At 73.0% G+C, this 21,951-nt stretch carries 21 protein-coding genes, 5 pseudogenes and 1 riboswitch; of the genes and pseudogenes, 10 read left to right on the top strand and 16 right to left on the bottom strand.

The window, feature by feature from the left end; genetic code table 11:
- Nucleotides 1–277 (top strand): annotated as a pseudogene (locus AOQ53_RS26015) (hypothetical protein); the annotation flags it as partial.
- A gap of 98 nt (nucleotides 278–375) precedes the next feature.
- Here the strand turns inward: AOQ53_RS26015 and AOQ53_RS26010 are convergent.
- Complete coding sequence (locus tag AOQ53_RS26010) at nucleotides 376–1,032, bottom strand: maleylpyruvate isomerase N-terminal domain-containing protein (protein WP_059420875.1); 657 nt, start codon at nucleotides 1,030–1,032, stop codon at nucleotides 376–378.
- A 185-nt stretch (nucleotides 1,033–1,217) separates the two neighbouring features.
- Here AOQ53_RS26010 and AOQ53_RS26005 point away from each other — a divergent pair, with 185 nt between their 5' ends.
- Nucleotides 1,218–2,345 (top strand): amidinotransferase, encoded by a 1,128-nt coding sequence (locus AOQ53_RS26005; protein WP_408055188.1) that lies wholly within the window; start codon nucleotides 1,218–1,220, stop codon nucleotides 2,343–2,345.
- A 52-nt stretch (nucleotides 2,346–2,397) separates the two neighbouring features.
- On the opposite strand, the pseudogene AOQ53_RS46550 reads toward AOQ53_RS26005, so the two are convergent.
- A pseudogene (locus AOQ53_RS46550) lies at nucleotides 2,398–2,557 on the bottom strand (TetR family transcriptional regulator); the annotation flags it as partial.
- Between the two features lies 1 nt (nucleotide 2,558).
- On the opposite strand from AOQ53_RS46550, the pseudogene AOQ53_RS26000 reads away from it, so the two are divergent.
- Nucleotides 2,559–3,386: pseudogene (locus tag AOQ53_RS26000) on the top strand (FAD-dependent monooxygenase); the annotation flags it as partial.
- A 79-nt stretch (nucleotides 3,387–3,465) separates the two neighbouring features.
- On the opposite strand, the gene AOQ53_RS25995 reads toward AOQ53_RS26000, so the two are convergent.
- From AOQ53_RS25995 to AOQ53_RS25950, 10 genes are all read right to left on the bottom strand, one after another.
- The gene (locus tag AOQ53_RS25995; protein WP_059420873.1) at nucleotides 3,466–4,329 is read right to left on the bottom strand and encodes an energy-coupling factor ABC transporter ATP-binding protein; all 864 of its coding nucleotides are present in this window, start codon (nucleotides 4,327–4,329) and stop codon (nucleotides 3,466–3,468) included.
- Nucleotides 4,326–5,075 carry a cobalt ECF transporter T component CbiQ gene (gene cbiQ, locus AOQ53_RS25990; protein ID WP_059420872.1) on the bottom strand — a complete coding sequence of 250 codons (750 nt, stop codon included), beginning with the start codon at nucleotides 5,073–5,075 and terminating at the stop codon, nucleotides 4,326–4,328. The genes AOQ53_RS25995 and cbiQ overlap by 4 nt, the downstream gene beginning before the upstream one ends.
- A 5-nt stretch (nucleotides 5,076–5,080) precedes the next feature.
- On the bottom strand, nucleotides 5,081–5,449 hold the full coding sequence (locus AOQ53_RS25985; RefSeq protein WP_059420870.1) for an energy-coupling factor ABC transporter substrate-binding protein: 369 nt from the start codon (nucleotides 5,447–5,449) through the stop codon (nucleotides 5,081–5,083).
- Nucleotides 5,446–6,147 carry an energy-coupling factor ABC transporter permease gene (locus AOQ53_RS25980; protein ID WP_059420869.1) on the bottom strand — a complete coding sequence of 234 codons (702 nt, stop codon included), beginning with the start codon at nucleotides 6,145–6,147 and terminating at the stop codon, nucleotides 5,446–5,448. The genes AOQ53_RS25985 and AOQ53_RS25980 overlap by 4 nt, the downstream gene beginning before the upstream one ends.
- Nucleotides 6,148–6,177: 30 nt before the next feature.
- Nucleotides 6,178–6,538: riboswitch (cobalamin riboswitch) on the bottom strand.
- 90 nt (nucleotides 6,539–6,628) lie between these two features.
- Entirely contained in the window at nucleotides 6,629–8,014 is a 1,386-nt protein-coding gene (locus AOQ53_RS25975) for a serine/threonine-protein kinase (protein WP_059420868.1), read from the bottom strand.
- 243 nt (nucleotides 8,015–8,257) lie between these two features.
- Entirely contained in the window at nucleotides 8,258–9,586 is a 1,329-nt protein-coding gene (locus AOQ53_RS25970; RefSeq protein ID WP_059420867.1) for an MDR family MFS transporter, read from the bottom strand.
- Nucleotides 9,583–11,472, bottom strand: coding sequence for an ABC transporter permease subunit (locus tag AOQ53_RS25965; protein WP_078945505.1), 1,890 nt, complete (start codon nucleotides 11,470–11,472; stop codon nucleotides 9,583–9,585). Before AOQ53_RS25965 ends, AOQ53_RS25970 begins: the two co-directional genes overlap by 4 nt.
- A gap of 23 nt (nucleotides 11,473–11,495) precedes the next feature.
- The gene (locus tag AOQ53_RS25960; RefSeq protein WP_059420865.1) at nucleotides 11,496–12,032 is read right to left on the bottom strand and encodes a GNAT family N-acetyltransferase; all 537 of its coding nucleotides are present in this window, start codon (nucleotides 12,030–12,032) and stop codon (nucleotides 11,496–11,498) included.
- A gap of 51 nt (nucleotides 12,033–12,083) precedes the next feature.
- Complete coding sequence (locus AOQ53_RS25955; RefSeq protein ID WP_059420863.1) at nucleotides 12,084–12,503, bottom strand: nuclear transport factor 2 family protein; 420 nt, start codon at nucleotides 12,501–12,503, stop codon at nucleotides 12,084–12,086.
- Between the two features lie 128 nt (nucleotides 12,504–12,631).
- Nucleotides 12,632–13,429 (bottom strand): VOC family protein, encoded by a 798-nt coding sequence (locus AOQ53_RS25950; RefSeq protein ID WP_059420861.1) that lies wholly within the window; start codon nucleotides 13,427–13,429, stop codon nucleotides 12,632–12,634.
- A 191-nt stretch (nucleotides 13,430–13,620) separates the two neighbouring features.
- Between AOQ53_RS25950 and AOQ53_RS25945 the strand changes: the two genes are divergently transcribed.
- Entirely contained in the window at nucleotides 13,621–14,469 is an 849-nt protein-coding gene (locus AOQ53_RS25945; protein ID WP_059420879.1) for a class I SAM-dependent methyltransferase, read from the top strand.
- Between the two features lie 22 nt (nucleotides 14,470–14,491).
- Here the strand turns inward: AOQ53_RS25945 and AOQ53_RS25940 are convergent, their stop codons facing one another.
- Complete coding sequence (locus tag AOQ53_RS25940; protein WP_059420860.1) at nucleotides 14,492–15,289, bottom strand: SDR family NAD(P)-dependent oxidoreductase; 798 nt, start codon at nucleotides 15,287–15,289, stop codon at nucleotides 14,492–14,494.
- Between the two features lie 98 nt (nucleotides 15,290–15,387).
- Here AOQ53_RS25940 and AOQ53_RS25935 point away from each other — a divergent pair, with 98 nt between their 5' ends.
- From AOQ53_RS25935 to AOQ53_RS25925, 3 genes are all read left to right on the top strand, one after another.
- Complete coding sequence (locus AOQ53_RS25935) at nucleotides 15,388–15,864, top strand: DUF4396 domain-containing protein (RefSeq protein ID WP_059420877.1); 477 nt, start codon at nucleotides 15,388–15,390, stop codon at nucleotides 15,862–15,864.
- Between the two features lie 128 nt (nucleotides 15,865–15,992).
- Nucleotides 15,993–16,679: a hypothetical protein gene (locus AOQ53_RS25930; RefSeq protein ID WP_059420858.1), complete on the top strand. Its 687-nt coding sequence runs from the start codon at nucleotides 15,993–15,995 to the stop codon at nucleotides 16,677–16,679.
- A 227-nt stretch (nucleotides 16,680–16,906) separates the two neighbouring features.
- Nucleotides 16,907–17,539 carry a sigma-70 family RNA polymerase sigma factor gene (locus AOQ53_RS25925; RefSeq protein WP_059420857.1) on the top strand — a complete coding sequence of 211 codons (633 nt, stop codon included), beginning with the start codon at nucleotides 16,907–16,909 and terminating at the stop codon, nucleotides 17,537–17,539.
- 82 nt (nucleotides 17,540–17,621) lie between these two features.
- Here the strand turns inward: AOQ53_RS25925 and AOQ53_RS41590 are convergent.
- Nucleotides 17,622–17,818 (bottom strand): annotated as a pseudogene (locus AOQ53_RS41590) (type III PLP-dependent enzyme); the annotation flags it as partial.
- A 170-nt stretch (nucleotides 17,819–17,988) separates the two neighbouring features.
- Here AOQ53_RS41590 and AOQ53_RS47790 point away from each other — a divergent pair.
- Together AOQ53_RS47790 and AOQ53_RS46545 are read left to right on the top strand one after the other, a co-directional pair.
- Nucleotides 17,989–18,150, top strand: a pseudogene (locus AOQ53_RS47790) (alpha/beta fold hydrolase); the annotation flags it as partial.
- A 315-nt stretch (nucleotides 18,151–18,465) separates the two neighbouring features.
- Nucleotides 18,466–18,711 carry a hypothetical protein gene (locus tag AOQ53_RS46545; protein ID WP_236711821.1) on the top strand — a complete coding sequence of 82 codons (246 nt, stop codon included), beginning with the start codon at nucleotides 18,466–18,468 and terminating at the stop codon, nucleotides 18,709–18,711.
- Here the strand turns inward: AOQ53_RS46545 and AOQ53_RS25915 are convergent.
- Both AOQ53_RS25915 and AOQ53_RS25910 read right to left on the bottom strand, forming a co-directional pair.
- Nucleotides 18,698–19,984, bottom strand: coding sequence for a cytochrome P450 (locus tag AOQ53_RS25915; protein ID WP_059420856.1), 1,287 nt, complete (start codon nucleotides 19,982–19,984; stop codon nucleotides 18,698–18,700). The genes AOQ53_RS46545 and AOQ53_RS25915 overlap by 14 nt on opposite strands.
- Before the next feature lie 29 nt (nucleotides 19,985–20,013).
- Complete coding sequence (locus tag AOQ53_RS25910; RefSeq protein ID WP_059420854.1) at nucleotides 20,014–21,363, bottom strand: glutamine synthetase family protein; 1,350 nt, start codon at nucleotides 21,361–21,363, stop codon at nucleotides 20,014–20,016.
- Nucleotides 21,364–21,700: 337 nt separating this feature from the next.
- On the opposite strand from AOQ53_RS25910, the gene AOQ53_RS25905 reads away from it, so the two are divergent.
- On the top strand, nucleotides 21,701–21,889 hold the full coding sequence (locus AOQ53_RS25905) for a ferredoxin (RefSeq protein ID WP_059420853.1): 189 nt from the start codon (nucleotides 21,701–21,703) through the stop codon (nucleotides 21,887–21,889).
- Nucleotides 21,890–21,951: the final 62 nt, after the last annotated feature.

Here is a 21,951-nt window from a genome sequence, read left to right as displayed (position 1 = left end):
GGACTCGGGGCGGGACGGTGGTGCGGAGCCGGCCGGGCGGTTCAGGGCGGTCTGGACCAGCCGCTCCGCCTACGTCCTGGCCGGTGTCCATGTGGCCTTCTTGCCGTCCCTGTTCTTCGGCAACGACCCGGCGGACTTCTACGCGGCGAACGGCTGGGGCACCACCGCTTCGATGGGCGCGATCCTCAGCTACTGGCTCCTCGCCCTGGGCATCTCCACCTACCGCAGCGTCACCCGCCCTACAGCGTCGGCCGGTTCACCGGCAATGCGGCACTGACACCGCGGCCGGACAAGTCCGCCACGTCACCGCGATCCCGCCAGGTCCAGGAGCCTCAGGTGCTCCTGGACCTGGATTGCGAGGGGCTGGTTGCCCGCTCAGCCCAGGTAGAGCGGGAGCTTGGAGGCCAGTTCGCCGAGTCCGGCCCGCTCCGCTTCGGTTCGCGGCCGCCGCCCCGTGCCCACCAGCAGCGCGTCCTGGTCGGAGAACGACGGGGGAAACGCGCTCCCGGCGATCCGCTCCAGCATCTCGCGTGACCGGGCGAGCCCCTCCGAGGGTGGCGGCGCGGCGGCCGGGAGGTGGGCGATCAGGTCCAGATGGTGCAGCGTCCACTCCATGACGTACGTGGAGAGGTAGTCGCCCACGGTGAGAACCTCGTCGCGGGTGCCGACCCTGAGGCCCGGGTCGGTGAGTTTTGCGGCGCGGCCCGCGGCGGAGCCGACATCGTCCAGGTGGAACTTGAGCAGGTGCGGTTCCTCGTACGCGGCGGCCAGCCGGACGGTCAGCGCGTCGAGCGGGTCCTCTCCGGTAGGCGGCGTGTCGGAGATCTCCCAGTAGGTCAGCGCGTCCCGGGTCGGTTCTCCGTCGGCGGGGGTGGCGAGGGTGATCAGGACGTCCTGCGCATCGATGACCAGATGGCACACCAGGTCCCGCACCAGCCAGCCGGTACAGCCGGACGGCCGGGAGAAGTCCTCGTCGGACAGGTCGGCGACCGCCGCGCGCAACGCCGTCCAGGAGCGTGAGAAGAGATCCACATCGGCAACGTAGTGCCGTTCCGCGAGGGCGGACAAGCATTTTGCGGACGGCCGGCTCACCCGTGCGGCCGATGCGAGCGGACGCGACTGTTGACGTGCACAGCGCCAGCGCGCCACGTTGAGTAACGTGGTAAGTGCGGTGCATCACCGAATCCCGCGATCCGAAGGTGGTGGGCATGGCCATCATGGGGAGGCCCCGGACATCGGCCGCGACCGACGAGGCCGTGGAGCCTCTCGTCTCGCCGGTCAACTCGCACACCGAGTGGGATCCGCTTGAGGAGATCATCGTCGGGCGTCTCGAGGGCGCGACGATCCCCTCCGGCCACCCGGTCGTGACCTGCAACGTGCCGACCTGGGCCGGACGGTTGCAGGGCCTGGCCGCCGGTTTGCGGTATCCGCGCATGCTCGTCGAGCAGGCTCAGCAGGAGATCGACGGGTTCGTCGCTCTGCTGGAGTCCCTCGGCGTCACGGTCAGGCGGCCGGACGCGGTCGACCACCGGCGCCGCTTCGGCACCCCGGACTGGACCTCACGGGGCTTCTGCAACACCTGTCCCCGGGACAGCATGCTCGTGATCGGCGACGAGATCATCGAAACCCCGATGGCCTGGCCCTGCCGGTACTTCGAGACCCACTCCTACCGCCCGCTCCTCAAGGACTACTTCCGGCGTGGGGCGCGCTGGACGGCGGCACCCAAGCCGCAGCTCACGGACGAACTGTTCGATCCGGACTTCCGGGTCCCGAAGGACGGAGAGCCGATGAGGTACATCCTCACCGAGTTCGAGCCCGTCTTCGACGCGGCGGACTTCGTCCGGGCCGGCCGGGACCTGTTCGTCACGCGCAGCAACGTCACGAACCGGATGGGCATCGACTGGCTGCGCCGCCATCTCGGGCCGGAGTACCGCATCCACGAGATCGAGAGCCGCTGCCGTACGCCCATGCACATCGACACGACGTTCGTGCTGCTCGCGCCCGGAAAGGTGCTGATCAACCCCGAGTACATCGACGTCGACCGGCTGCCCGGCATCCTGAGCTCCTGGGACGTCCTGGTCGCCCCCGAGCCCGACCCTATCGACGAGGCCCTGCTCAAGGTCACGTCGATGTGCGGCAAGTGGCTCAGCATGAACGTGCTCATGATCGACGAACGACGGGTGATCGCGGAGCGGCACCACACCGGCATGCTGCGGGCCCTGGAGAAGTGGGGCTTCGAGCCGATCCCGTGCGACCTGCTGCACTACGCGCCGTTCGGCGGCTCGTTCCACTGCGCGACGCTCGACATCCGGCGCCGCGGCTCGCTCCGGTCCTACTTCGACTGACCGACGTCACCCCGCCGACTCCCGCTGCCGGCGGCGCCGGCAGCTGTGCGGGCTATCGGAGCGCCGCCGTCACCAGTCCGCGGATCTCGTGATCCGACACGGATCCGCCCCCCCACCAGGCGGTCGAAGACCAACCCGTCGACACAGGTCGGCAGCGTGACGGCGCGGTCCTCGGCGTCCGCGACGCCCTGTTCGGCCAGGAAGCCGTGTACGCATCACCTGCTGCGCGCGGCGCTGCCGTCCGATTGTCTGCTGGTCGGGACCGGGGTGACGTCCGTCGACCGCACCAACGCCGGCCGGGTGCGGATACCGCTCGGGACCTGGAAGCGGACCTGGTCGTGGCCGCCGACGGAGTGGGCAGCCGGCTGCGCTGCCGGCTGTTCCCTCGGCACCCCGGCCCGGCCTACAGCGGGTCGACCGTGTTGCGCGCCATCACCGAGCACCCGGTCGAGCTGGACACCGATTTCGAGCTGACCTGGGGGAGGGGCGCCGAGTTCGGGCACATCGCTTTCGCCGACGGCCGGGCCGAGTGGCACGAGGTACTCAACTCACCGCCCGGGACACGGCATACGGACGCGCTCGCCGAGCTGCGCCGACGGCTCGGCACCTGGCACGATCAGATCCCCGCGCTGCTGGCGGCGACCCGGCCCGACGCCGTCCTGCACCACGACATCCACGAACTGGCGACGCCCTGCCCGCTTTCACCGCGGGCCGGATCGCGCTGCTCGGTGACGCGGCCCACGACATGACCCCGAACGTCGGCCAGGGTGCCTGCCAGGCAGTGGAGGACGCGGCCGTGCTGGCGGCCGCACTCGCCACCGAGCCCACCGCCGAGTCGGCGCTGGCCCGCTACGACGCCGAGCGCCGTCCGCGCGGCCCGTCCGTCGCACGCGCCGCCCGCCAGGCCGGCCGGATGGGTCAGCAACTGGCGCGCCCCCTGGCCGTCGCAGTGCGGACACCGCTCTCCGGCCGTCTCCCTCCCGCATGACCGTCCGCACCATCCTGCGGCATGCCGACTGGACACCGCCGGGCCTGGGCTGACGGCACCGCACCCCGCTCCACGGCCGGGGCGGACCCCGGGACGAGCCCGCGACCGGGTGGCGACGAAGAGGGGCGACCCTCAGCCTCCGTGCGCCCCCAGCCGTTCGGCCACGAGGGCGGCGAGGGCAGTGAGTTCGGCGGGTGTACGCGGACCCGGCTCCGTGCCGGTCAACAGCCCCTGGGCGCGGAGGAGTTCCGCCGCGGCGGCACCCCAGGGCAGTCGCAGTCCCGCCTCCCGGAGGAGATCGGGGCGGGCCAGTGCCTCGGGGGCGGGCCCGGTGCGGACTCCGGACGGGGTGAGGAGCGCCGCGTCGTCGGCCCAGCGCAGGGCGAGGTCGACGTCATGGGTGGCCATCACCACCGTGGTGCCGGCCGCACGGAGTCCGTCCAGCGTGGTGAGGAGCCGTTCCTGGCCGTCGGGGTCGAGTCCGGCCGTCGGCTCGTCGAGGACGAGGACACGGGGCCGCATGGCGACCGCGCCCGCGATGGCGGTGCGTTTGCGCTGCCCGTAGGAGAGCAGATGGGTGGGCCGGTCGGCCAGGGCGGTGATGTCCAGGGCGGCGAGCGCCTCCGCCACCCGCGCCCGCACCTGCGTGTCGTCCAGGCCGAGGTTCAGCGGCCCGAACGACACGTCCTGCTCGACGGACGCCGCGAAGAGCTGGTCGTCCGGATCCTGCACCACCAGCTGGACGGTCGTCCGCAACCGGGTCAGGCCCTTGCGGTCGTACGTAACCGGCTGCCCGTCGACCGTCAACCGGCCCGCGTGAGGCCGCAGTCCGCCGCTGAGGAGCCGCATCAGCGTGGTCTTGCCACTGCCGTTGCGGCCGAGCAGCGCGAGCGCGCGCCCCTCGCGGATCTCGAAGTCGAGGCCGCTGAGCACGGCCGGGCCGTCCTCGTAGGCGAAGGACGCGCCCCGCAGGGCGACGAGGGCGGGCTCGCTCATGTCAGCGGCCTTTCCAGTACGAAGGTGAGGACGGCCAGCGCCGTGAGGAGCACGCAACTGGCGGCCGTGAAGCGGACGGAGACGCGGGCCTCGGGCACCAGGACGCGCAGGGTGCCGTCGTAGCCGCGCCCGGCGAGACCGGCCTGGAGGCGGACCGCCCGGTCGAAGGCCCGGACGAACGCGGTGGCGCCGAGACCGCCCAGCGAACGCCAGGCGGCGGCCCGGGTGGTGTGGCCGAGCCGGGCGGCCTGCGCGTCACGGACCCGGCGCACGGAGTCCAGCAGCAGGAAGCTCATGCGGTACGTCACGAGCGCGACGTCGACGACCGGCGCGGGCACCCCGGCCCGTACCAGACGCGGCAGCAGGTCGGACATGGGCGTGGTGAACGCGAACAGCAGCACCCCCAGGGACGCCGCCGAAGTGCGCAGCAGCAACTCCCCGGCCCGCAGCGGCCCGTCACCGGCGGGGGAGACGAAGCCCTCCGGCCCGCCGACCTGCACGAGCAGCGTCAACGCGCCCGTCACACAGAAACCCAACGGCACCCGGTAGGCCCGCCACAGCCGGCGCCAGGGCACGCCCGCCGGACCCAGCAGCACCACCAGGGCGGTCAGCAGCACCAGAGCCGCGCCCGGCCAGGGCGGCAGCGAGATCGCCAGGAGGGTCAGACCCAGCCCGAGCACGGCCTTGTCCACGGGATGGCGGCGGCGCCAGCGACTGCTGTGCGCCGCCGCGTCGATCGGCAGCACGCGGCTCAGGCCCTTTCGGCCGTGGACTCCTCGGCGGCGTCGGCCGCCGGGCTCCCGGAGTCCCGCTCCCGCGTCCGCTGCTCACCCTGCCGCCGGCCCCGGCGCAGGCCGAAGTAGTAGGCGAGGAAACCGGCGCCCAGGGCCGCCTGGAGGGAGAACAGCGCCGACTCGATCTCACCGGACGGCGGCTCGTACAGGGGCGAGAACCAGGGCTCGTAGTCCGGCTCGATCTCGGTGATCGCCGTCTCCGCCTCGCCGTCGGCGCCCGTGAACGGCTCCTCCTTGTGGTCGCCGAGGCCCAGCGCGAGCGGCAGTACGGCGAGCGCGGCCACGGCGAGCAGCAGCAGGACGTTGATCTTCGTGTTCCTGCTCACCGGGCCACCGCCTCGGTCTCGCTGCGGGACTGCTTATCGGCGATGAGCACACCCAGCCGGGTCAGTTCGCCCTTGCTGGACTGCACCAGCAGCCGCATCACGAGCACCGTCAGCAGTCCCTCGCTCACCGCCAGCGGGATCTGGGTGACGGCGAAGATGGAGCCGAACTTGCCGAGCGCGCCCAGGAACCCGCTGCCCGGGTCGGGGAACGCGAGCGCCAGCTGCACGCTGGTGACGCAGTAGGTGGACAGGTCGGCGACGAACGCCGCGAAGAACACGGCGACCATCAGCGGCACGTCGTACCGCCGCAGCAGCCGGTACACCGCGTATCCCGCCCACGGCCCGACGATCGCCATGGAGAAGACGTTGGCGCCGAGCGTGGTGAGACCGCCGTGCGCGAGCAGCAGTGCCTGGAAGAGGAGGGTGATCGTGCCCAGCACCGCCATGACGGGCGGCCGGAACAGGATGGCTCCCAGGCCCGTGCCGGTGGGGTGGGAGCAGCTGCCGGTGACGGACGGCAGTTTCAGGGCGGACAGGACGAACGTGAAGGCGCCGGAGGCGCCGAGGAGCAGGGTGCTCTCGGGGTGCTCGCGCACCTCACGGGTGAGCGACCGGACTCCGTGGACGACGAACGGCGCAGACGTGACACCCCAGGCGACCGCGTGCGCCGGAGGCAGGAAACCCTCGGCAATGTGCATGGCTCAGCAGACCCTCTCCAGCACCTCGTGGATGGTTGACGCGCCTTGGCCGGTCTCCTGGCTCACGGGTCCCACCGCCCGTACTCCGCCTTCCCGGGTCCCTGGGCCCTGGCGTCACATTCCCGTCGTCCGCCCGAAGGGCGGGCCGCGCGGCGTCTGGCGCGAGCGATCGCAAGGCGCCGGAGCGTCCTCGTGGCGGAGCCACGTGGGCGATTCGGCAACGCGGCGAGCGCGCGTGCCAGGCGTCGCGCGGCAGACGGGAATGTGGCGCCAGGGCCCTAGGACCCAGTGGCTGCCCGCGAGGGCCGGAGCCGGACTTCCCGATCACAGTGGCGAGGGCCGCACCGGCATCACACCGGATTTCCCGTTCACCAAGGCGTGGTGACAGTAATGCCGAGATAAGGGCCATGACAAGCCAGCCGAGGGGGCGCGCGAGGGGGCGCGTGAAGGGGCGACCGCTCGCACACCGGCGCAGGAGGGCTCAGTCGTCGCCCTCGTCGTCATCGTCCTCCCCGTTCTCCCAGGACCGCGGAGGCTGTTCCTGCTTGGGCTTGTCCGCTTTCTCCGGTGGGCCGCTGCTCGTCTCCTGCGTCGGGCTCGCGAGGCCGGGCGTCGGTTCGGCGGGAGGGGGAGTGTCGGGTGTCGCGGGGGAGGGGGTGACATCGGCCACGGTGCCGGCGGTGGGAGTCGTGGCGGCAGCCGGGGCGGAGGAGAGGGGCTCGGCGGAATCGGGGGACGAGGTGGCGGCCGGGCTGCTCGCGGACGGGGACGCGTCGGGTTCCGTGCCCTCCGTCGCGGTCTTGTCGGGCGAGAACCACATCATGCCGGTGAGCATCGCGGCGAGGAAGAGCGCCGCCGCGGCCACCGTCGCGGCCAGTCTCCGGTGGTTGCCGAGGCCGTTGCGGGGCGCGGCGCGACGTGAACGCCCGCCCGGGGCGGTGCGAGCCCCCGTGGGCAGCGCGTACGTGGCCGGGTTGCCGGTGCCGGCCGCCGCGTACGGTCCCGGCCCGGAGGACGGCATCGGGGACGCCGCCTCCGGCAGCGGCTCGGGCAGCCCCCGCCAGGCGCCGCCGGCGAACCACTCGGCGGACTGTTGCGCCGTGGGCCGGTCCTCGGGCTGTTTGGCGAGCAGGGCGAGGAGATAGCTCTCGAAGGCCGGCGGCAGACCGGTGACACCGAGTTCGCGGGGCGGTACGGGGGCGTTGTCGAGGTGCTGGTGGAGGAGTGCGACGGCGGTGTCGGCCTGGAACGGCGGGCGGCCGCTGAGGAGCTGGTAGAGCACGCACCCCAGGGAGTACATGTCGGAGGCGGGACCCGCCGGCCGGCCCAGGGCCCGTTCGGGCGCGAGGTAGAGGCCGGTGCCGACGATCTGGCCGGTGGCGGTGAGCGCGGCGCCCGGGTCGTCGAGGAAGCGCGCGATGCCGAAGTCGCCGATCTTCAGCGTGCCGCCCGCGTCCAGCAGGAGGTTGGCGGGTTTGACGTCCCGGTGCACGATGCCCTGCTGGTGCGCGGCGGCGAGTCCGGCGGCGGCCTGCGCGGCGAGCGCTGCCACCCGCTCGGCCGGGAGCGCGCCGGAGACGGACAGCACCCGGGCGAGGCTGTCGCCCTCGACCAGCTCCATCACGAGGTAGAGCCGGTTGTCGTACTCGCCGAAGTCCAGGACCCCGACCACGTTGGGATGGTTCAGACGCCCGGCCGTCTGGGCCTCCAGGCGGAACCGGGAGGCCGCCGTCGCGTCCGTGTCCTGAGGCAGCAGCAGCTTGACGGCCACCGCTCTGGCGAGCGTCTCGTCGTACGCACGCCAGACCTCTCCCATTCCGCCGCGCCCGATCTCAACGTCCAGCCGGTAGCGGCCCGCTAGCAGCACTCGTCCTCGTCCTATGCTCGTGGGAAGGTCCTCGCCGCAGGCCGTAACTCCCCGCGTCGGAGCGGAGGTTGGTGGGGGGTGCCGCAGCCGACCCAGGATACTGGCGCCGCGTGACCACCGTTCCCCGGTGCGGTGTCGTGGGACGGAACGGTTCCGGAAACCGGGGAGCTAAGGAGCCGTCCGCCGGGGTGATGCTGCGGTGCGCGTGGTTGCCAGGCCTTCGTCTCAGAGCACGCGTGCCGGTCAGGCTGCCGCGCCCGCCCCCCGCGCCCGCTCCTCCCGGCGCGGCAGCAGTGCCACCGCCAGAGCGGGTACGGCCGCGAGGACCAGCCAGGGGACGGCGGCCGGGAGGCCGGTGTCGAGCAGGGAGCCGGTGGCCGCGCTGCCGGCGAGGACGATCAGGCCCGAGACGGACGACAGCGCACCCATGTAGAGGCCGATCCGGCCCTCCTCGGCGAGGTCGGGCACCCAGGCGCGGGCGGCGGGCACGACCAGCATCTGCCCCACGGTGAGCAGCACGACGAAACCCGCGGCCGGCAGCAGCCCGGCGGCACCCGTCCAGCCCGCGGGGCGCGCCGCGGCCACCACCGCGAAACCGGACGCGATCAGCAGCAGCCCGGCGGTCATGGAGCGGCGCAGGTCGAGCCGGTCGCCCGCCCAGCGGGTCACCGGCAGCTGAGCGAACACCACCAGCACCGAGGACAGGGCGAACAGCCAGGACAGCGGCGCCTGGGAGCCCGCCGCGCGCTGCACCTCGTCCGGCAGGGCCAGATACAGCTGGTTGTAGGCCAGCAGGTACGTGCCGTACGCACAGCACAGGGCCAGGAAGCGGCGGTTGCGCAGCAGCAGGCGTGCCCCGCCCCGCTCCCGGACGCGGACCCTGCCGGGGATGTGCTGCGGCATCAGCCTCAGGTGCCCGGCGAGGACGAGCGCGAACACCGCGGCACCCGCGAGGCACGCGGTGCGGAAGTCGACGGCGAGCAGCAGCGCGCCGAGCAGCGGCCCGACGAAGGCCCCGGCCTGGCCCGCCACGCTGAACAGGGCCAGGAGACGGGTGCGTGAGCCGTGCCCGTCCTCCTCCCAGACCACCGCCTGGCGGGCCACCTCGGACTCCACGGCGGGCGAGAACAGGGCGGCGGCGAAGCCGATCGCCAGCACGGCGCCGATCACGCTCCAGCTCGCCTCCGCGTACCCGAGCCACGCGAACCCGGCGATCCGCAGTACGCAGCCCGCCAGCACGACCGGGCGTACGCCGTAGCGGTCGACGAGCGAGCCGCCGACCACGAACAGCCCCTGCTGGCTGAAGGTGCGCAGGCCGAGGACGAAGCCGACCAGCCAGCCCGCCATGCCGATCGCGGTGCCGAGGTGCTCGGCGAGGAACGGCAGGACGGCGTAGAAGCCGATGTTGAAGGCGAGCTGGGTCACGATCAGCAGCCGCAGCAGCGGGGAAAGGTCCTGCCAGAGCCGCCAGGTGCTCTCGCGCGGGGCCTTCGGCGTCCCGGCGTCGGGTGTCTCGCTCTCGGGCGCATGGACGGCCCGGCGGGCCAGGACACGGGATATGAGGCCGGTCATCGTTCTTCCGTCGTCGGGGTGGTGGGCACAGGGGCCAGGAGGGAGTCGGGACGGTTCGGCCGCCGCCGCGGTGCGGGCACGACCCGGTCGCCGGACGGCCCCGCCGGGCTGCCGGCCCGCTCACGCCGCCGGGGCAGCCGTACGCCGCCGGCGGCCGTCACCGCGAGCGCTCCCAGCAGGGCGAGTACGGCGGCCGGGAAGAGGACGGCCCACGGGGCGCGCTCGGCGTACGGCTGGTTCTCGGCGAGCAGCAGGCCCCACTCGGGGGACGGCGGCTGCGCGCCCAGGCCGAGGAAGCCGAGCGCGGCGAGGCTCAGCGCGACGCCGGGCAGCCGGAGCAGGGCGTGCCGGGTCACCGGAGGCAGTACCGCGGGCAGCAGTTCGTGCCGGAGCAGGTGCCAACGCCCGGCCCCCAGCGCGCGGGTGGCGGCCAGGTGGGTGGTCGCCCGCTCCTGACGCAGCAGAGAGGACGTGTGTACGGCGAGCGGGGACCAGGCCACGACGCCGACGGCGACGGCGGGCGCCCAGGGGTCGCTGCCCGTGACGCCGGTGACGAGGAGCCCGGCCAGGACGGGCGGTACGGCACTGACGGTGTCGACCAGCGGCCCGGACAGCCGCGGCAGCAGCCCCAGCAGCAGCCCGGCCACCAGGGCGGCGGCACTCACCGCGAGCGCCGTGCCGAGGGTGTTCAGCGCGCCGTGGGCGACACGGGCGAGGACGTCCCGCCCCAGTGCGTCCGTCCCGAACGGGTGCGCCGGGGAGGGGGCTTGCAGCCGGGCGAGGGGGTCCAGGGCGAGCGCGTCACGCGGCAGGCCGAGGCCGATGACCGCGGCGAGCAGCGCCCCGTACAGCAGGGGCAGGGTGCGGGGCGCGGGCGGGGCGGGCCGGTGCAGGGAGTGCAGGGCGCCGTCGCGCAGCGCGGGCCCGATCAGCAGCCGGGCCGTGAGCCGGGCGAGGACACCGGCGGTGGCCGCGAGCAGGACGAGGGCGAGCGTGCCGGTCTGCAGGACGGGCAGGTCCTGGGCGAGGGCGGCGTGCAGGGTGAGCCGGCCCAGGCCCGGGATGTCGAAGATCTGCTCGACGGCGACCGATCCACCGGTCAGACCGACCACGAACAGGCCCAGGTTGGGCAGCAGCCCGGGCACACAGCGGCGCACCGCCTGCCGCGCCACGGACTTCGGCGGGACACCGCGCGCCGCGGCGGCCAGGGCCCACGGTTCGGCGAACGCGCCGGGCAGCAGGTCGTCCAGCATCCGCCCGAGGACCGCGCCGGCGGGCAGGCCGAGGGCCAGCGAGGGCAGCACCATCCACTGCGGCCCGTACCAGCCCAGGGCGGGCAGCCAGCCCAGCTGCACGCCGATCACCGAGGCGAGTACCGAGGCGACGAGGAACTCGGGCAGCGCGGCCAGCACCGCGGTCGCCGTGCCGCCGGCACCGCGAGTGCCGAGCCGGCCCCGCGAGCCGAGCCGGAGCGTACGGGCGCACACGGCCGTCGCGGTGGCCGCGGCGATGACGAGAGCGCCGGACATCAGCAGCAACGACGCGCCGAGCGCCTGTACGACGGAGGGCAGCACCTGGGCGCCGGACACCCACGACGTGCCCGCGTCCCCGTGCGGCAGCCCGCCAAGCCAGCGGCCGAGCAGGACCAACGGGCCCTTGTCCAGTCCGAGTTGGTCGCGGATGGCGTGCAGCGTCTCGGGGGTCGGGTCGCGGTCGGCCGAACGGGCCTTGAGCACGGTCAGCGCCGGGTCGGTGCGCGACAGCCACGGCAGCAGGCCGATCGCGCCCACCAGGCCGGCGGTGAGCACGACCCGCCACAGCAGCGTCGGGCCGCCGCCGCGCGCGAGAACGCGCAGGGCGGCCAGGGCCTTGGTCAGGGGTGGCATCGAGGTGTTCAGCGTCGTATCGCTCAAGCGAAGGGGATCTCGAAGTGCACCACGCCGCTGCCCCCGCCGGGCACTTCCTCCCGCTCGTCGCACACCACTTTGCCCAGGGTCCGCCACAGGCCCATCGCGCCGGGCGAGTGCGGATACGTGTGCAGATACACGGACCGGTAACCACCGTCGGCCCGCGCGAAGTCCAGCAGGCCCTCCACCAGCCGCCGGGCCAGCCCCCGCCGCCGGTGCCCGGGGCGCACGTACACCCGCCGGAGCTGTGCGGTCTCGCCCGAGGGGAACCGCTCGGCCAGCCAGCGCGGGTTCGGCGGATGCGCCGGGCCGCGCGCGTCCAACGCCGCCGTTGCCGCCACCGCCCCGTCCCGCTCGTCGACGGCGACCAGGAGCGTGTGCCGCGGCGGTGCGACGTAGAAGGACGCGGGATCGATGATGTCGGCGTGCCAGCGCGGCACGTATCCCGTCTCGAAGTCGCGGTACACCGTGTCGAGCATCACCGCCCGTGCCCCGTCGAGGTCCTCCGCCGTGGCCGCCCTGATGATGTAGTCGCGCATTTGCACATCATATGCAATTAGATTTTCCGGTTCGGTCGGGGGCCGCCGGGCTCAGTGGGGGGCCGCCGGTGTGATGTGGCTCAGCACGCACAGCCAGCGACCGTCCCGCTTCACGAACACGTCGGTCGTCCACTCGTCGGCGTCGTACGGCTCGCCCCGGAAGTGGGCCGTGTTCGTCACGCGCCCGGTGACCAGGGCCGTGTCGCCGTAGACGCGGACCCTGGGGCGGCTCCTGAGGTCCATCGCCGAGTGGGTGAGGTCCCCGGACGCGACGAGGGAGAGGAACTTCTCCTTCGGGTCGATCCCCGACTCGGAGACGATCACCCACTCGTCCGCCATGAAGCGCGCGATCCGGGCGGGGTCGTCGGCGACGATCGCCGCGGCCCATTCCTTCGCCAGATCGACGAACCCGAGGACGTCCGCCGAGTCGTCGCCGGGTTCCTGAGCTGCCGCATCGGGACTGTCGTTCATATCGCGACCGTAGCGCGTCAAGGCATGGTGGCCCACCGGCCGGGAGGTACGGCAGCGTGAGGGGCTCGGCGAGCGCGTCGGGGCCCGGGTGCCCGACCGCGTGAGCTGCCGGGCAGGGCGGGCCGCGCTCAGCTCTCGGCCGGGGTGAGCACCACGAAGTCCGCGCCCGCCGGGTCGACGCAGACCGCCAGCCGGCCGACGCCCTCCGCGTCCTCGGGCCCCATCTGCACGCTCCCGCCGTTCTCCGTGACCTTGGCCACCGCGGCGTCGCAGTCCTCCACGGCGAAGACCGGGTGCCAGTACGGCCGGCCGTTCGCCAGCGAGAGGTTCTCCTTGCCGAGCTCCATGAGTCCGCCGTGCATGCGCTCCTCGGGCAGCCCGGCGGGGGTGATGAGGGTGTACGTGCCCCCGCCGCCCGGCAGCGGCATGTCGCTGAACTGCCAGCCGAACAGGCCGCCGTAGAACTCCTTCGCGGCCGCCGCGTCGCTCGTGTACAGCTCGGTCCACGACAGCGAGCCCGGCTCGTCGACCAGGTCGACGCCCTTGGTCGTCCCCGGCTGCCAGACGGCGAACTGGCCGCCCAGCGGGTCGCTGTACTGCGCCATCCGGCCCCAGTCGTCGAGGTCCATCGGCGCCACCCGGACCGTGCCGCCCGCCTGCTGCACGGCCTCCGTCGTGGCGTCCGCGTCGGGGACGCTGAAGTAGAGCATCCAGGCCGAGCGCGCTCCCTCCTCCGTGAGCTTGCCGAGACCGGCGACGATCTTGCCGTCCCTCCGGAACATGCCGCCTTCGAAGTCCTCGCCCTCGCCCATGGACTCGTAGTCCCACCCGAGCACGGCACCGTAGAAGGCCGCCGCGGCCCGCACGTCCGGAGTGCCGAGGTCGAGCCAGCAGGGGGAACCGGGGGCGAACTCCGTGGTGATCATGGCGATGCTTCCCTTCCGCAGATTCGGTGTGCCCAGCGTGACACCGGGCACTGACAATCGCCCCTCGGCCGCCGCCCGGTCGGCGGGTCAACGGTCCTCTGCCTCCGGCCGGTTGTCGGGCCGTGGAATCATCGGGCTCATCGCCCGGCCGGGTGATCGTGGACCTCTGTGCGGTGAGGGTGGTGGGCGGCGTGGTGGCCGGCTGGGAGTGGGACGACACGTTGTTCTCGGGGTCCGCCGCCTACTACGAGCGGGGGCGGCTGCCGTACGCCCCCGGGCTGGCGGACGCGCTCGCCGAGGCGCTGCGGCCCGACGGGGAGGGGCGCCTCCTCGACGTGGGCTGCGGGCCCGGGACCATCGCCCTGAGCCTCGCGCATCTGTTCGGCGAGATCGTCGGCGTGGACCCCGACCGCGGGATGATCGCCGAAGCCGGACGCCGGGCCGCCGACCGGGGAGTGGGGGAGAAGACCCGGTGGGTCCGGGCCCGCGCCGAAGCTCTGCCCGCGGGGCTCGGCACGTTCGCCGTCGCCACCCTCGCGCAGTCCTTCCACTGGATGGACCGCGACCTGGTCGCGGCGACCGTCAGGGACATGCTCCAGCCGGGCGGCGCCCTGGTGCACATCTCGGACCTGAAGACGGAACACCGCACCCTCGACGGCCTGCCGCACCCGGCGGTCCCCTACGCGGCGGTGGACGATCTGGTCAAGCGGTACCTGGGGCCCGTGCGGCGAGCGGGCCGCGGAGTGCTGCCGCAGGGCACGCCGGGCGGGGAGGCCGAGGTGTTCGCCCGGGCGGGATTCTCCGGCCCCCGGCGTCTGGTCGTACCCGGCGGGCAGGCGCTGGAGCGGACCTTCGACGATGTCGTCGCCTGGGTGTTCTCCATGTCGTTCTCGGCGCCGCACCTGTTCGAAGGGTGCCGGGACGACTTCGAAGGGGATCTGCGCCGGCTGCTGCGGGAGGCCTCTCCGGCGGGCAGGTTCTCCGAACGCGGGCCGGGCACGGAGGTCTTCGTCTGGCGGAATGACCCCTCCGGGCGCTGACCGGCAGGCGCCGGGGACGGCGTCAGTGCACCGACATGCCGCCGTCGACGAAGACCGCCTGCCCGGTGATGTAGGCGGAGGCCGGGCTCGCCAGGAAGACCGCCGCTCCCGCGAAGTCCTCGGCCAGTCCGTTCCGCCCGATCAGCGTGCGTTCGGCGAGGGCGGCCACCTTCTCCGGATCCGACGACAGCCGCGTGTTGAGCGGTGTCATGACGAAGCCCGGCACCAGGACGTTGCAGGTGACGCCGCGCGGCGACCACGCCTCGGCCTGGGACCGCGCCAGTGACTCCAGGCCGCCCTTGGAGGCACCGTAGGCACCGCTCTGGACGAACGCCCGGTGCGCCTGCTGCGAGCTGATGTGCAGGATCCGGCCGTGGCCGCGCTCCGCCATGCCGGGGCCGAAGCGCTGGCCCAGCAGGAACGGCGCGTCCAGGTTGACGGCCATCGTGAGGTCCCAGACGTCCTCGGTGAGCTCGTCCATCGGCGGACGCACGTTGATCCCGGCGCTGTTGACGAGGATGTCGGGTTCCCCGAACGCCTCGACGGCCCGCTCGGCGGCCGTCCGCACACCCTCGCGCGTGCTCAGGTCCGCGCTGACCCAGGCGGCGCGGCAGCCCTCGGCCGTCAGCTCCTCGACCGTCGCGACCAGTCCGGACTCGCCGCGTGCCACGACCACCACGCTCGCCCCGGCGCGCGCGAGGGCACGGGTGATGGCGCGGCCGATGCCGGAACTGCCGCCCGTGATCACCGCGACCCGGCCGCGCAGGGAGAACAACTCGGAGAGATAAGCCTGTGTGGCCTGCGTCGCTGGCGTCGTCATGACGAGCACTCTAGAACGGCACGCCGAGGACTCGGTGGCCGCCGTGCCACCCATGGCGCAGATACCCTAGGGGGGTATATGATTCAGTCATGGATCACATGGATCACTCCTCTCATGACCACGAAGGGCGCCCGCACGCAACGGCGACCTGGGGGACAGCCGTGAAGGCGACGCTGCACTGTCTGACCGGGTGTGTGATCGGCGAGATCCTCGGCATGGTGATCGGCACCGCGCTGGAGTGGCGCAACGTGCCCACGATGGCCCTGGCCATCGGGCTCGCGTTCCTCTTCGGCTACTCGTTCACCCTGTTCGCGGTCCTGCGGGCCGGCCTGGGCCTCCGGGCGGCGATCCGGGTCGCCCTGGCCGCGGACACGGTCTCGATCACCGTGATGGAACTCGTGGACAACGCGATCATCGCCCTCACCCCCGGGGCGATGGACGCCCATCTGACGGACGGCCTGTTCTGGTCCGCACTCCTGGGCGGCTTCGCGGTCGCGTTCCTGATCACGACCCCGGTCAACAAGTGGATGATCGGCCGGGGCAAGGGGCATGCCGTCGTACACGCCCACCACTGACCGGAAGCCGGGACGCCTCTGGTTCACCGGCAGTGGTCTGGATCACATGGCGTGGATTGAGTGCCCTGCCCGGGCGATGTCCGTACCCATGGGTGACGGAGCGGTGCCGGATGCGAGGATGAGGCGCCATGACGGCTGGGTGGTGTGCTCGCACGGTACGGGCCGCGGTGTTCGCGGCCGTCTGTGTCGTGCTCGCCGCCCTCGGGCACGTCATGATGTCCGGCGACCATGTGCCCCTCCGGACGCTGCTGGCCGGCTGGGCCGTGACGGGCGGGGCGGGCTGGTGCCTGGCGGGCCGCGAGCGCGGACTCCGGCTGGTCGTCGCCGTCGCCGTGGCCGTCCAGACGGCCCTGCACTCGGCCTTCTCGCTCGCGCCGTCGGTGCCGGCGGACGGCGCATCGGGTGGCCTGGGGTCGCTGCGCCTGGACTCCGTGGACATGGGGGCCGGCGGTATGGGATCCACGGGGCACGGCATGGGGTCCACGCCGTCGGCCCCCATGCCCATGTCCGCGCGCATGGGGCACGTGGGTCACGCCCCCGACGGTGACTCGTCCCTCGGCATGCTCGCCGTCCACCTGCTCGCCGCCCTGCTGTGCGGCCTGTGGCTGGGGCACGGGGAGCGGGCCCTCTTCCGGCTCCTGCGTGCCGTGGGCGGCCGGCTGGCCGCACCGCTGCGGCTCCTGTTCGCCCTGCCCGCACCGCCGCCCCCGCCCGTGCGCGTGCGGCGGTGGTCCTCGGACCGGGCGCCGAGCCTTCTCCTTCTCGTCCACGCGATCGCCTCGAGAGGACCACCCGTGAGGGCCGCTGCCGTCTGACGGCAGCCGGTAAGTCCCGGGGCGGCCCCTGTTTCGCCCCGGTGCCGGTCGTACGCCCGTACGTCTCTGTGACGCCGTGCCGGTGAGCAGTCGCGCCCGCACAGAGGCCGTATGGGTACGTCCAATTCCTCACTCACCGGACCGCGCAGCCACGGGCGCACGCCCGGCATCCCGTATGCCCGCGTGCTCGCCCTGCCGTGGTCCCGGAATCCCGAGAAGGACACCAGGTGATCACTCCTGCCCTGCCCCTTTCAGACGACAGAAGAGAGCCCCCGGCGTCGGCCGACGAGTCGATAACCGCCTGGGCGCTGGCCGCCCGCGGCGGTGACTCCGCCGCCGTCGACCACTTCGTGCGCGCCCTGCACCGCGATGTGATCCGCTACGTCGCCCATCTGTGCGCCGATCCGCAGGCCGTGGACGATCTGGCGCAGGACACGTTCCTGCGGGCGCTCGGCAGCCTGCACCGGTTCGAGGGCCGTTCCTCGGCGCGTGCCTGGCTGCTGGCGATCGCCCGGCGTGCGGTGGCCGACAGCCTCCGGTACACCGCCGTACGCCCCCGCCGGGCCGACCTGCCGGACTGGGAGCTGGCGGTCGAGCTGGCCCAGCCGCGCGGCCTGCCCGGCTTCGACGACGGTGTGGCGCTGCTGGAGCTGCTGGCCTTACTGCCGGACGAGCGGCGCGAGGCGTTCGTCCTCACGCAGCTTCTCGGTCTGCCGTACGCGGAGGCCGCCGAGCTGAGCGACTGCCCGGTCGGCACCGTCCGCTCCCGGGTGGCCCGCGCCCGGGCGACGCTCATGGCCCTGCTCGCCGAGGCGGAGCAACCCGCACCGGTCGCGTCACCGGCCCTGGCCGCGGCCTGACGCGTCCCGGCCCGCGGCGTCCACTGGCCCAACCTGCGCCCGCCGGGTCCATCCGGCGGGCGCAGGCCCGCGTGCGAGCGGTTCAGGGGGCCGGGGCGTCGCCGGACAGGAAGTGGAACCCGGGCCGCGGGTGCGTCAGGAAGTCGTGGTGCGAGATGTTCCACGCGTAGGCACCCGCCAGCGAGAACACCACCCGGTCGCCGGCCCTGAGGTCCGGCGCGGCACCTGGCGGGCCAGCGCGTCCTTCGGTGTGCACAGCTGTCCTACGAGGGGCACGCGACCGCCAGCAGCTCAGCCGCCTCCAGCCCGCTCGCCAAGTGGGCATGGAAACCGCGCAGTTCGAGGTGGGGACGTCCCGTCGGCGAGGGCCCTAAGCACCGGCTCGGCCCCGCGAACCGACCCTCTTCAGTACGACGCTCGGCGCCGCCGGAACGCCTGCCGCGCTGCTGGTGCACTGCTGGGGCGGGGACGGCCGTGAGTGGTCCCCGCATGCCGAGGCCCTGGCCGGACACTGCCGGGTGATCGTGCCCGGCCTGCGCGGGCATGGCCGCTCACAGGTGCCGGACGAGGGCAACACACCCGCCGAGATGGCCGACGACCTGGCCGCGCTGCTCGACATCCTCGCCCCCGGGCCGGGGCGGCCGTCGGGCACTCGATGGGCGGGCAGGTCGTCAACCTGCTCGCCGTTCGGCACCCGCACCTCGTCGCTCGTTCGTCGCCCTCGACCCCGCCCACGGCGCCCACGGCGCCCACGGCGCCGAGGTGAGGGAGATCCCCGCCCGGCTCGCGGACTGCCGGGCGAACGGCGCCCGCGCCGCGGCGGCCTTCGTCGCCGCCGCCTTCGGCCCCACCGCCCGCCCGGACTGCGCACGGCACACCTGCCACGCTGGCACCCCCGACCACGTCATCGCCCAGTCCACGCCGGCATGCACACCGACCGGAACGCGGTCGGCGTCCGCCCGCACAGCGAGGCGTACCTGCGCCGCCGCACACAGCCCGCGCTCACGGTCTGGACCTCGGCGGAGGCCGCCGCCCGGGAGCGCGGCACCCTGACCGTGCCCGGCTCCCGCGTCGACCACTGGCCGGACGGCGGGCACTACCTGCACGAGGAGTACGTCGAGCGGACGCTCCGGCTGCCGCGCGACCGGGCGGGCGACGTCAGGCCAACGTGACCTCGACCGGCAGCTTCTTGATGCCGTTGACGAAGTTGGAGCGTACCCGCGGCACCTCACCCGCCAGGCGGATGTCCGCCAGGCGCGGGATCAGTTCCTCGAACATGATCCGGATCTCGGTGCGCGCGAGCAGGTTGCCCAGGCACAGATGGGGACTTCCCTTGCCGAAGGTGACGTGGTCGTTGTCCGCGCGCGTGACGTCGAAGTCGTAGGGGTTGCCGAAGGCCTCCTCGTCGCGGTTGCCGGAGGCGAACCACATCACGACCTTGTCGCCCTCCCTGATCCGCTTGCCGCCCAGTTCGACGTCGCGCGTGGCGGTACGGCGGAAGTGGTAGACGGGGGAGGCCCACCGCAGGAACTCCTCGACCGCGACCGGGATCAGCGAGGGGTCCTGCTGGAGGCGGGCCAGCTGCTCGGGGTGCTGGATGAGGGCCAGCATGGAGTGCGAGATGGTGTGGCGGGTCGTCTCGTTGCCGGCGACCACCAGGAGCAGGAAGTAGTTGTCGAAGTCCTGCGGGGAGAGCGGGACGCCGTCCCGGGGAGTGGTGTTGACCAGGCGGGAGATCAGGTCGGTGCCGTCACCGCCGCGCCGTTGCCGCGCCAGTTCCCGCCCGTACTCGAAGACCTCCAGCGACGCGGGGGAGCGGAAGGGCAGGTCGCGGTACTGCTCGCTGTCCTCGCTGTGCAGCAGGACGTCCGCGTAGTCGGGGTCGGTGTGGCCGATGATGCGGTTGCCCCAGTCGATGAGCTTCTGGTTGTCCTCCGGGGGCACATCCAGCAGCCGGGCGAGGACGTTGATCGGGAAGTCCGCCGAGACGTCCGCCACGAAGTCGAAACGGCCCTTGGCGAGGGCGGCGTCTAGGGTCTTCGCGGTCAGGCCGCGCAGGAAGTCGGTGTAGCCGCTGATCACGTTCGCGCCGAACTGCCGCTGGATCAGGCTGCGCAGCGCCCGGTGGCGGACCCCGTCGAGTTCGAGGATGGAGGCGCGCTTCTTGATCTGGTCGTCGTCGACCTCCTCCAGGTTGACGAACTTCGTGGACGTGAAGGTCTCGGAGTCGCGGTCGACGCGGACGATGTCCCGGTGCCGGGTCACCGCCCAGAAACCGGAGTTGGGTGCCTCCTCGGGCTGCCAGTGCACCGGGTCCTCGTGGCGCAGGGTGTTGAACATCCGCCAGGGTGTGACGCCGTCCGTGAAACGGTCCAGGTCGGCGAGGTTCACGTCGGCCAGGGGCAGCGGCTCGCGCACGGCGGCGGGCAGGGTCTCGGTCGTCATCGGCAGGCTCCTCGGCGTCATGGGTGGCGTCACAGGTGGTAGGCGTACTCGGTGAACTCCCAGTCGGTGACGTGCCGGTGGAAGCGTTCGACCTCGTCGCGCTTGTAGGTGAGGAAGGACGTGGTGAAGCCCTTGCCCAGCACGTCGGTCAGGGCGGTGTCCGCCTCCAGCGCGTCCAGCGCGGCGGACAGGTTCTGCGGCAGGACGGCGGACCGGGCGGTGTCGTAGCCGTAGCCCTCCAGCGGTGCGGGCGGCTCCTCGCCGGCCAGGACGCCCAGAAGGGCGGCGGCCGTCGTCCCGGCGATCGCCAGATACGGGTTGGCGCTCGCGTCGCCCAGCCGCAGCTCGAGCCGGGCGCCGGAGCCGCGCTCGGGCGGTATGCGCACCATGGCGCTGCGGTTGTCCAGCCCCCAGTCGATCAGCCAGGGCGCCAGGGTGTCCGGGCCGAAGCGTTTGTACGAGTTCACCGTGGGGTTGAGCAGCGCGGCCAGGGCCGGCGCGTGGGCGAGGATGCCGGCGACGGCGTGCCGGGCGGTGGCGGACAGGCCGTAGGGGCCCGAAGGGTCGTCGAAGGTGTTGCGGCCCTCGGTGTCGTCGCAGGAGAGGTGGAGATGGAAGCCGGAGCCGCCCGCGTCGTTGAAGGGCTTGGCCATGAAGGTGGCCAGTCTGCCCTCCTTGCGGGCCAGTTCCTTGATCGCGGCCTTGAAACGGAAGGACCGGTCGGCGGCCGACACGGCGTCGGAGTGCGCCAGGTTGATCTCGATCTGGCCGCCGTCGAACTCGTGGTTGCCGCTGATCGCCCCGATCCTCAGGTCGCGCACGTGGCGCAGGGTGCGCAGCAGGTGGTTGTCCGGGTCGGCGCGCAGCCCGGCGGTGTAGACGACGCCGGGGTCGGGTGCGTAGCGGCGCCAGCCGCCCGACGGGTCGGGATCGCACAGGAAGTACTCCAGCTCGGGGCCGACCACCGGTCGCAGCCCGTGCTCGGTACACCGGGCGAGGACGGCGCGCAGCAGGTCGCGCGGTGACTCCGTCGCGGGGGCACCGGTCGCCGGGTCGACGACCTCCGCCAGACAGACGGCCACCCCCGGCTCCCAGGGCAGCGGCACCAGCGTGTCGAGGTCCGGGCGGACGCAGATGTCCGGCAGGCCCGCGTCCAGCCCGCCGCTGACCGGGACCACGTCGCCCTGCGGGCTGGTGTGGTAGACGGCCCGGCAGAACGCGAGGCCGTGCTCACAGGCCCGGGGCAGCTCCTCCAGCAGCACCTCACGCGCCCGGTCGGTGCCGATGAGGTCGGGATAGGTCACCCGGACCACGTCGATGCCGTCGGCGGCGAGCCGGTCCATGTGGCGGCGGACTTCTTCAAGGTCGTGAGCGCTCACCGTGGTCTCCTCGGGCGGACGTCGGGACACCTCCGGGACCAGGGGCCGGGGAGGCGGGTGGCGTGGGGAACGAGCGGCCGGGCGCGGCGGAGCCAGGGACCGCCCGGGCTTTGTTTGATGCCAAACGGTAGGGGTGACGGGAGGGTGCCGCAAGAGGGCGGGGTCAAGAATTTATCCATCCGGATAGCTCTTGACCAGACCCTCGCCCCTGTCTACCTTGTTTGAAGCCAAACGAGTTCGGGGTGCGGTGATCGCGCCCCGTTGGCCGGGGCCCGGCCCCTTCCGGCCGGGCCCCTTTCACCCCGCCTCGACGCCCTCACACTCAGGAGGACCGGCCATGAAGGTCGTCGTCGACATGAACAAGTGCCAGGACCACGGCCAGTGCGTCTTCGCGGCCCCCGACGTCTTCCGGATGGACGACGACGGCCGTCTGGCCTACGTCCCCGACCCCGACGACGCCCTGCGCGACGAGGTCGAGGAGGCCGCGGACGTCTGCCCGCTCCAGGCGATCCGGATCGAGGACTGACATGAGCGGGCGCATCGTCGTGGCCGGCGCCTCCCTGGGCGGCCTGCGGGCAGCCGAGCAGC

Origin of the sequence: Streptomyces azureus (assembly GCF_001270025.1) — a bacterium.
Lineage (GTDB): Bacteria > Actinomycetota > Actinomycetes > Streptomycetales > Streptomycetaceae > Streptomyces > Streptomyces azureus.
The sequence above is the reverse complement of the archived record's forward strand: the minus strand, read 5'-3'. Positions and strand labels throughout refer to the sequence as shown.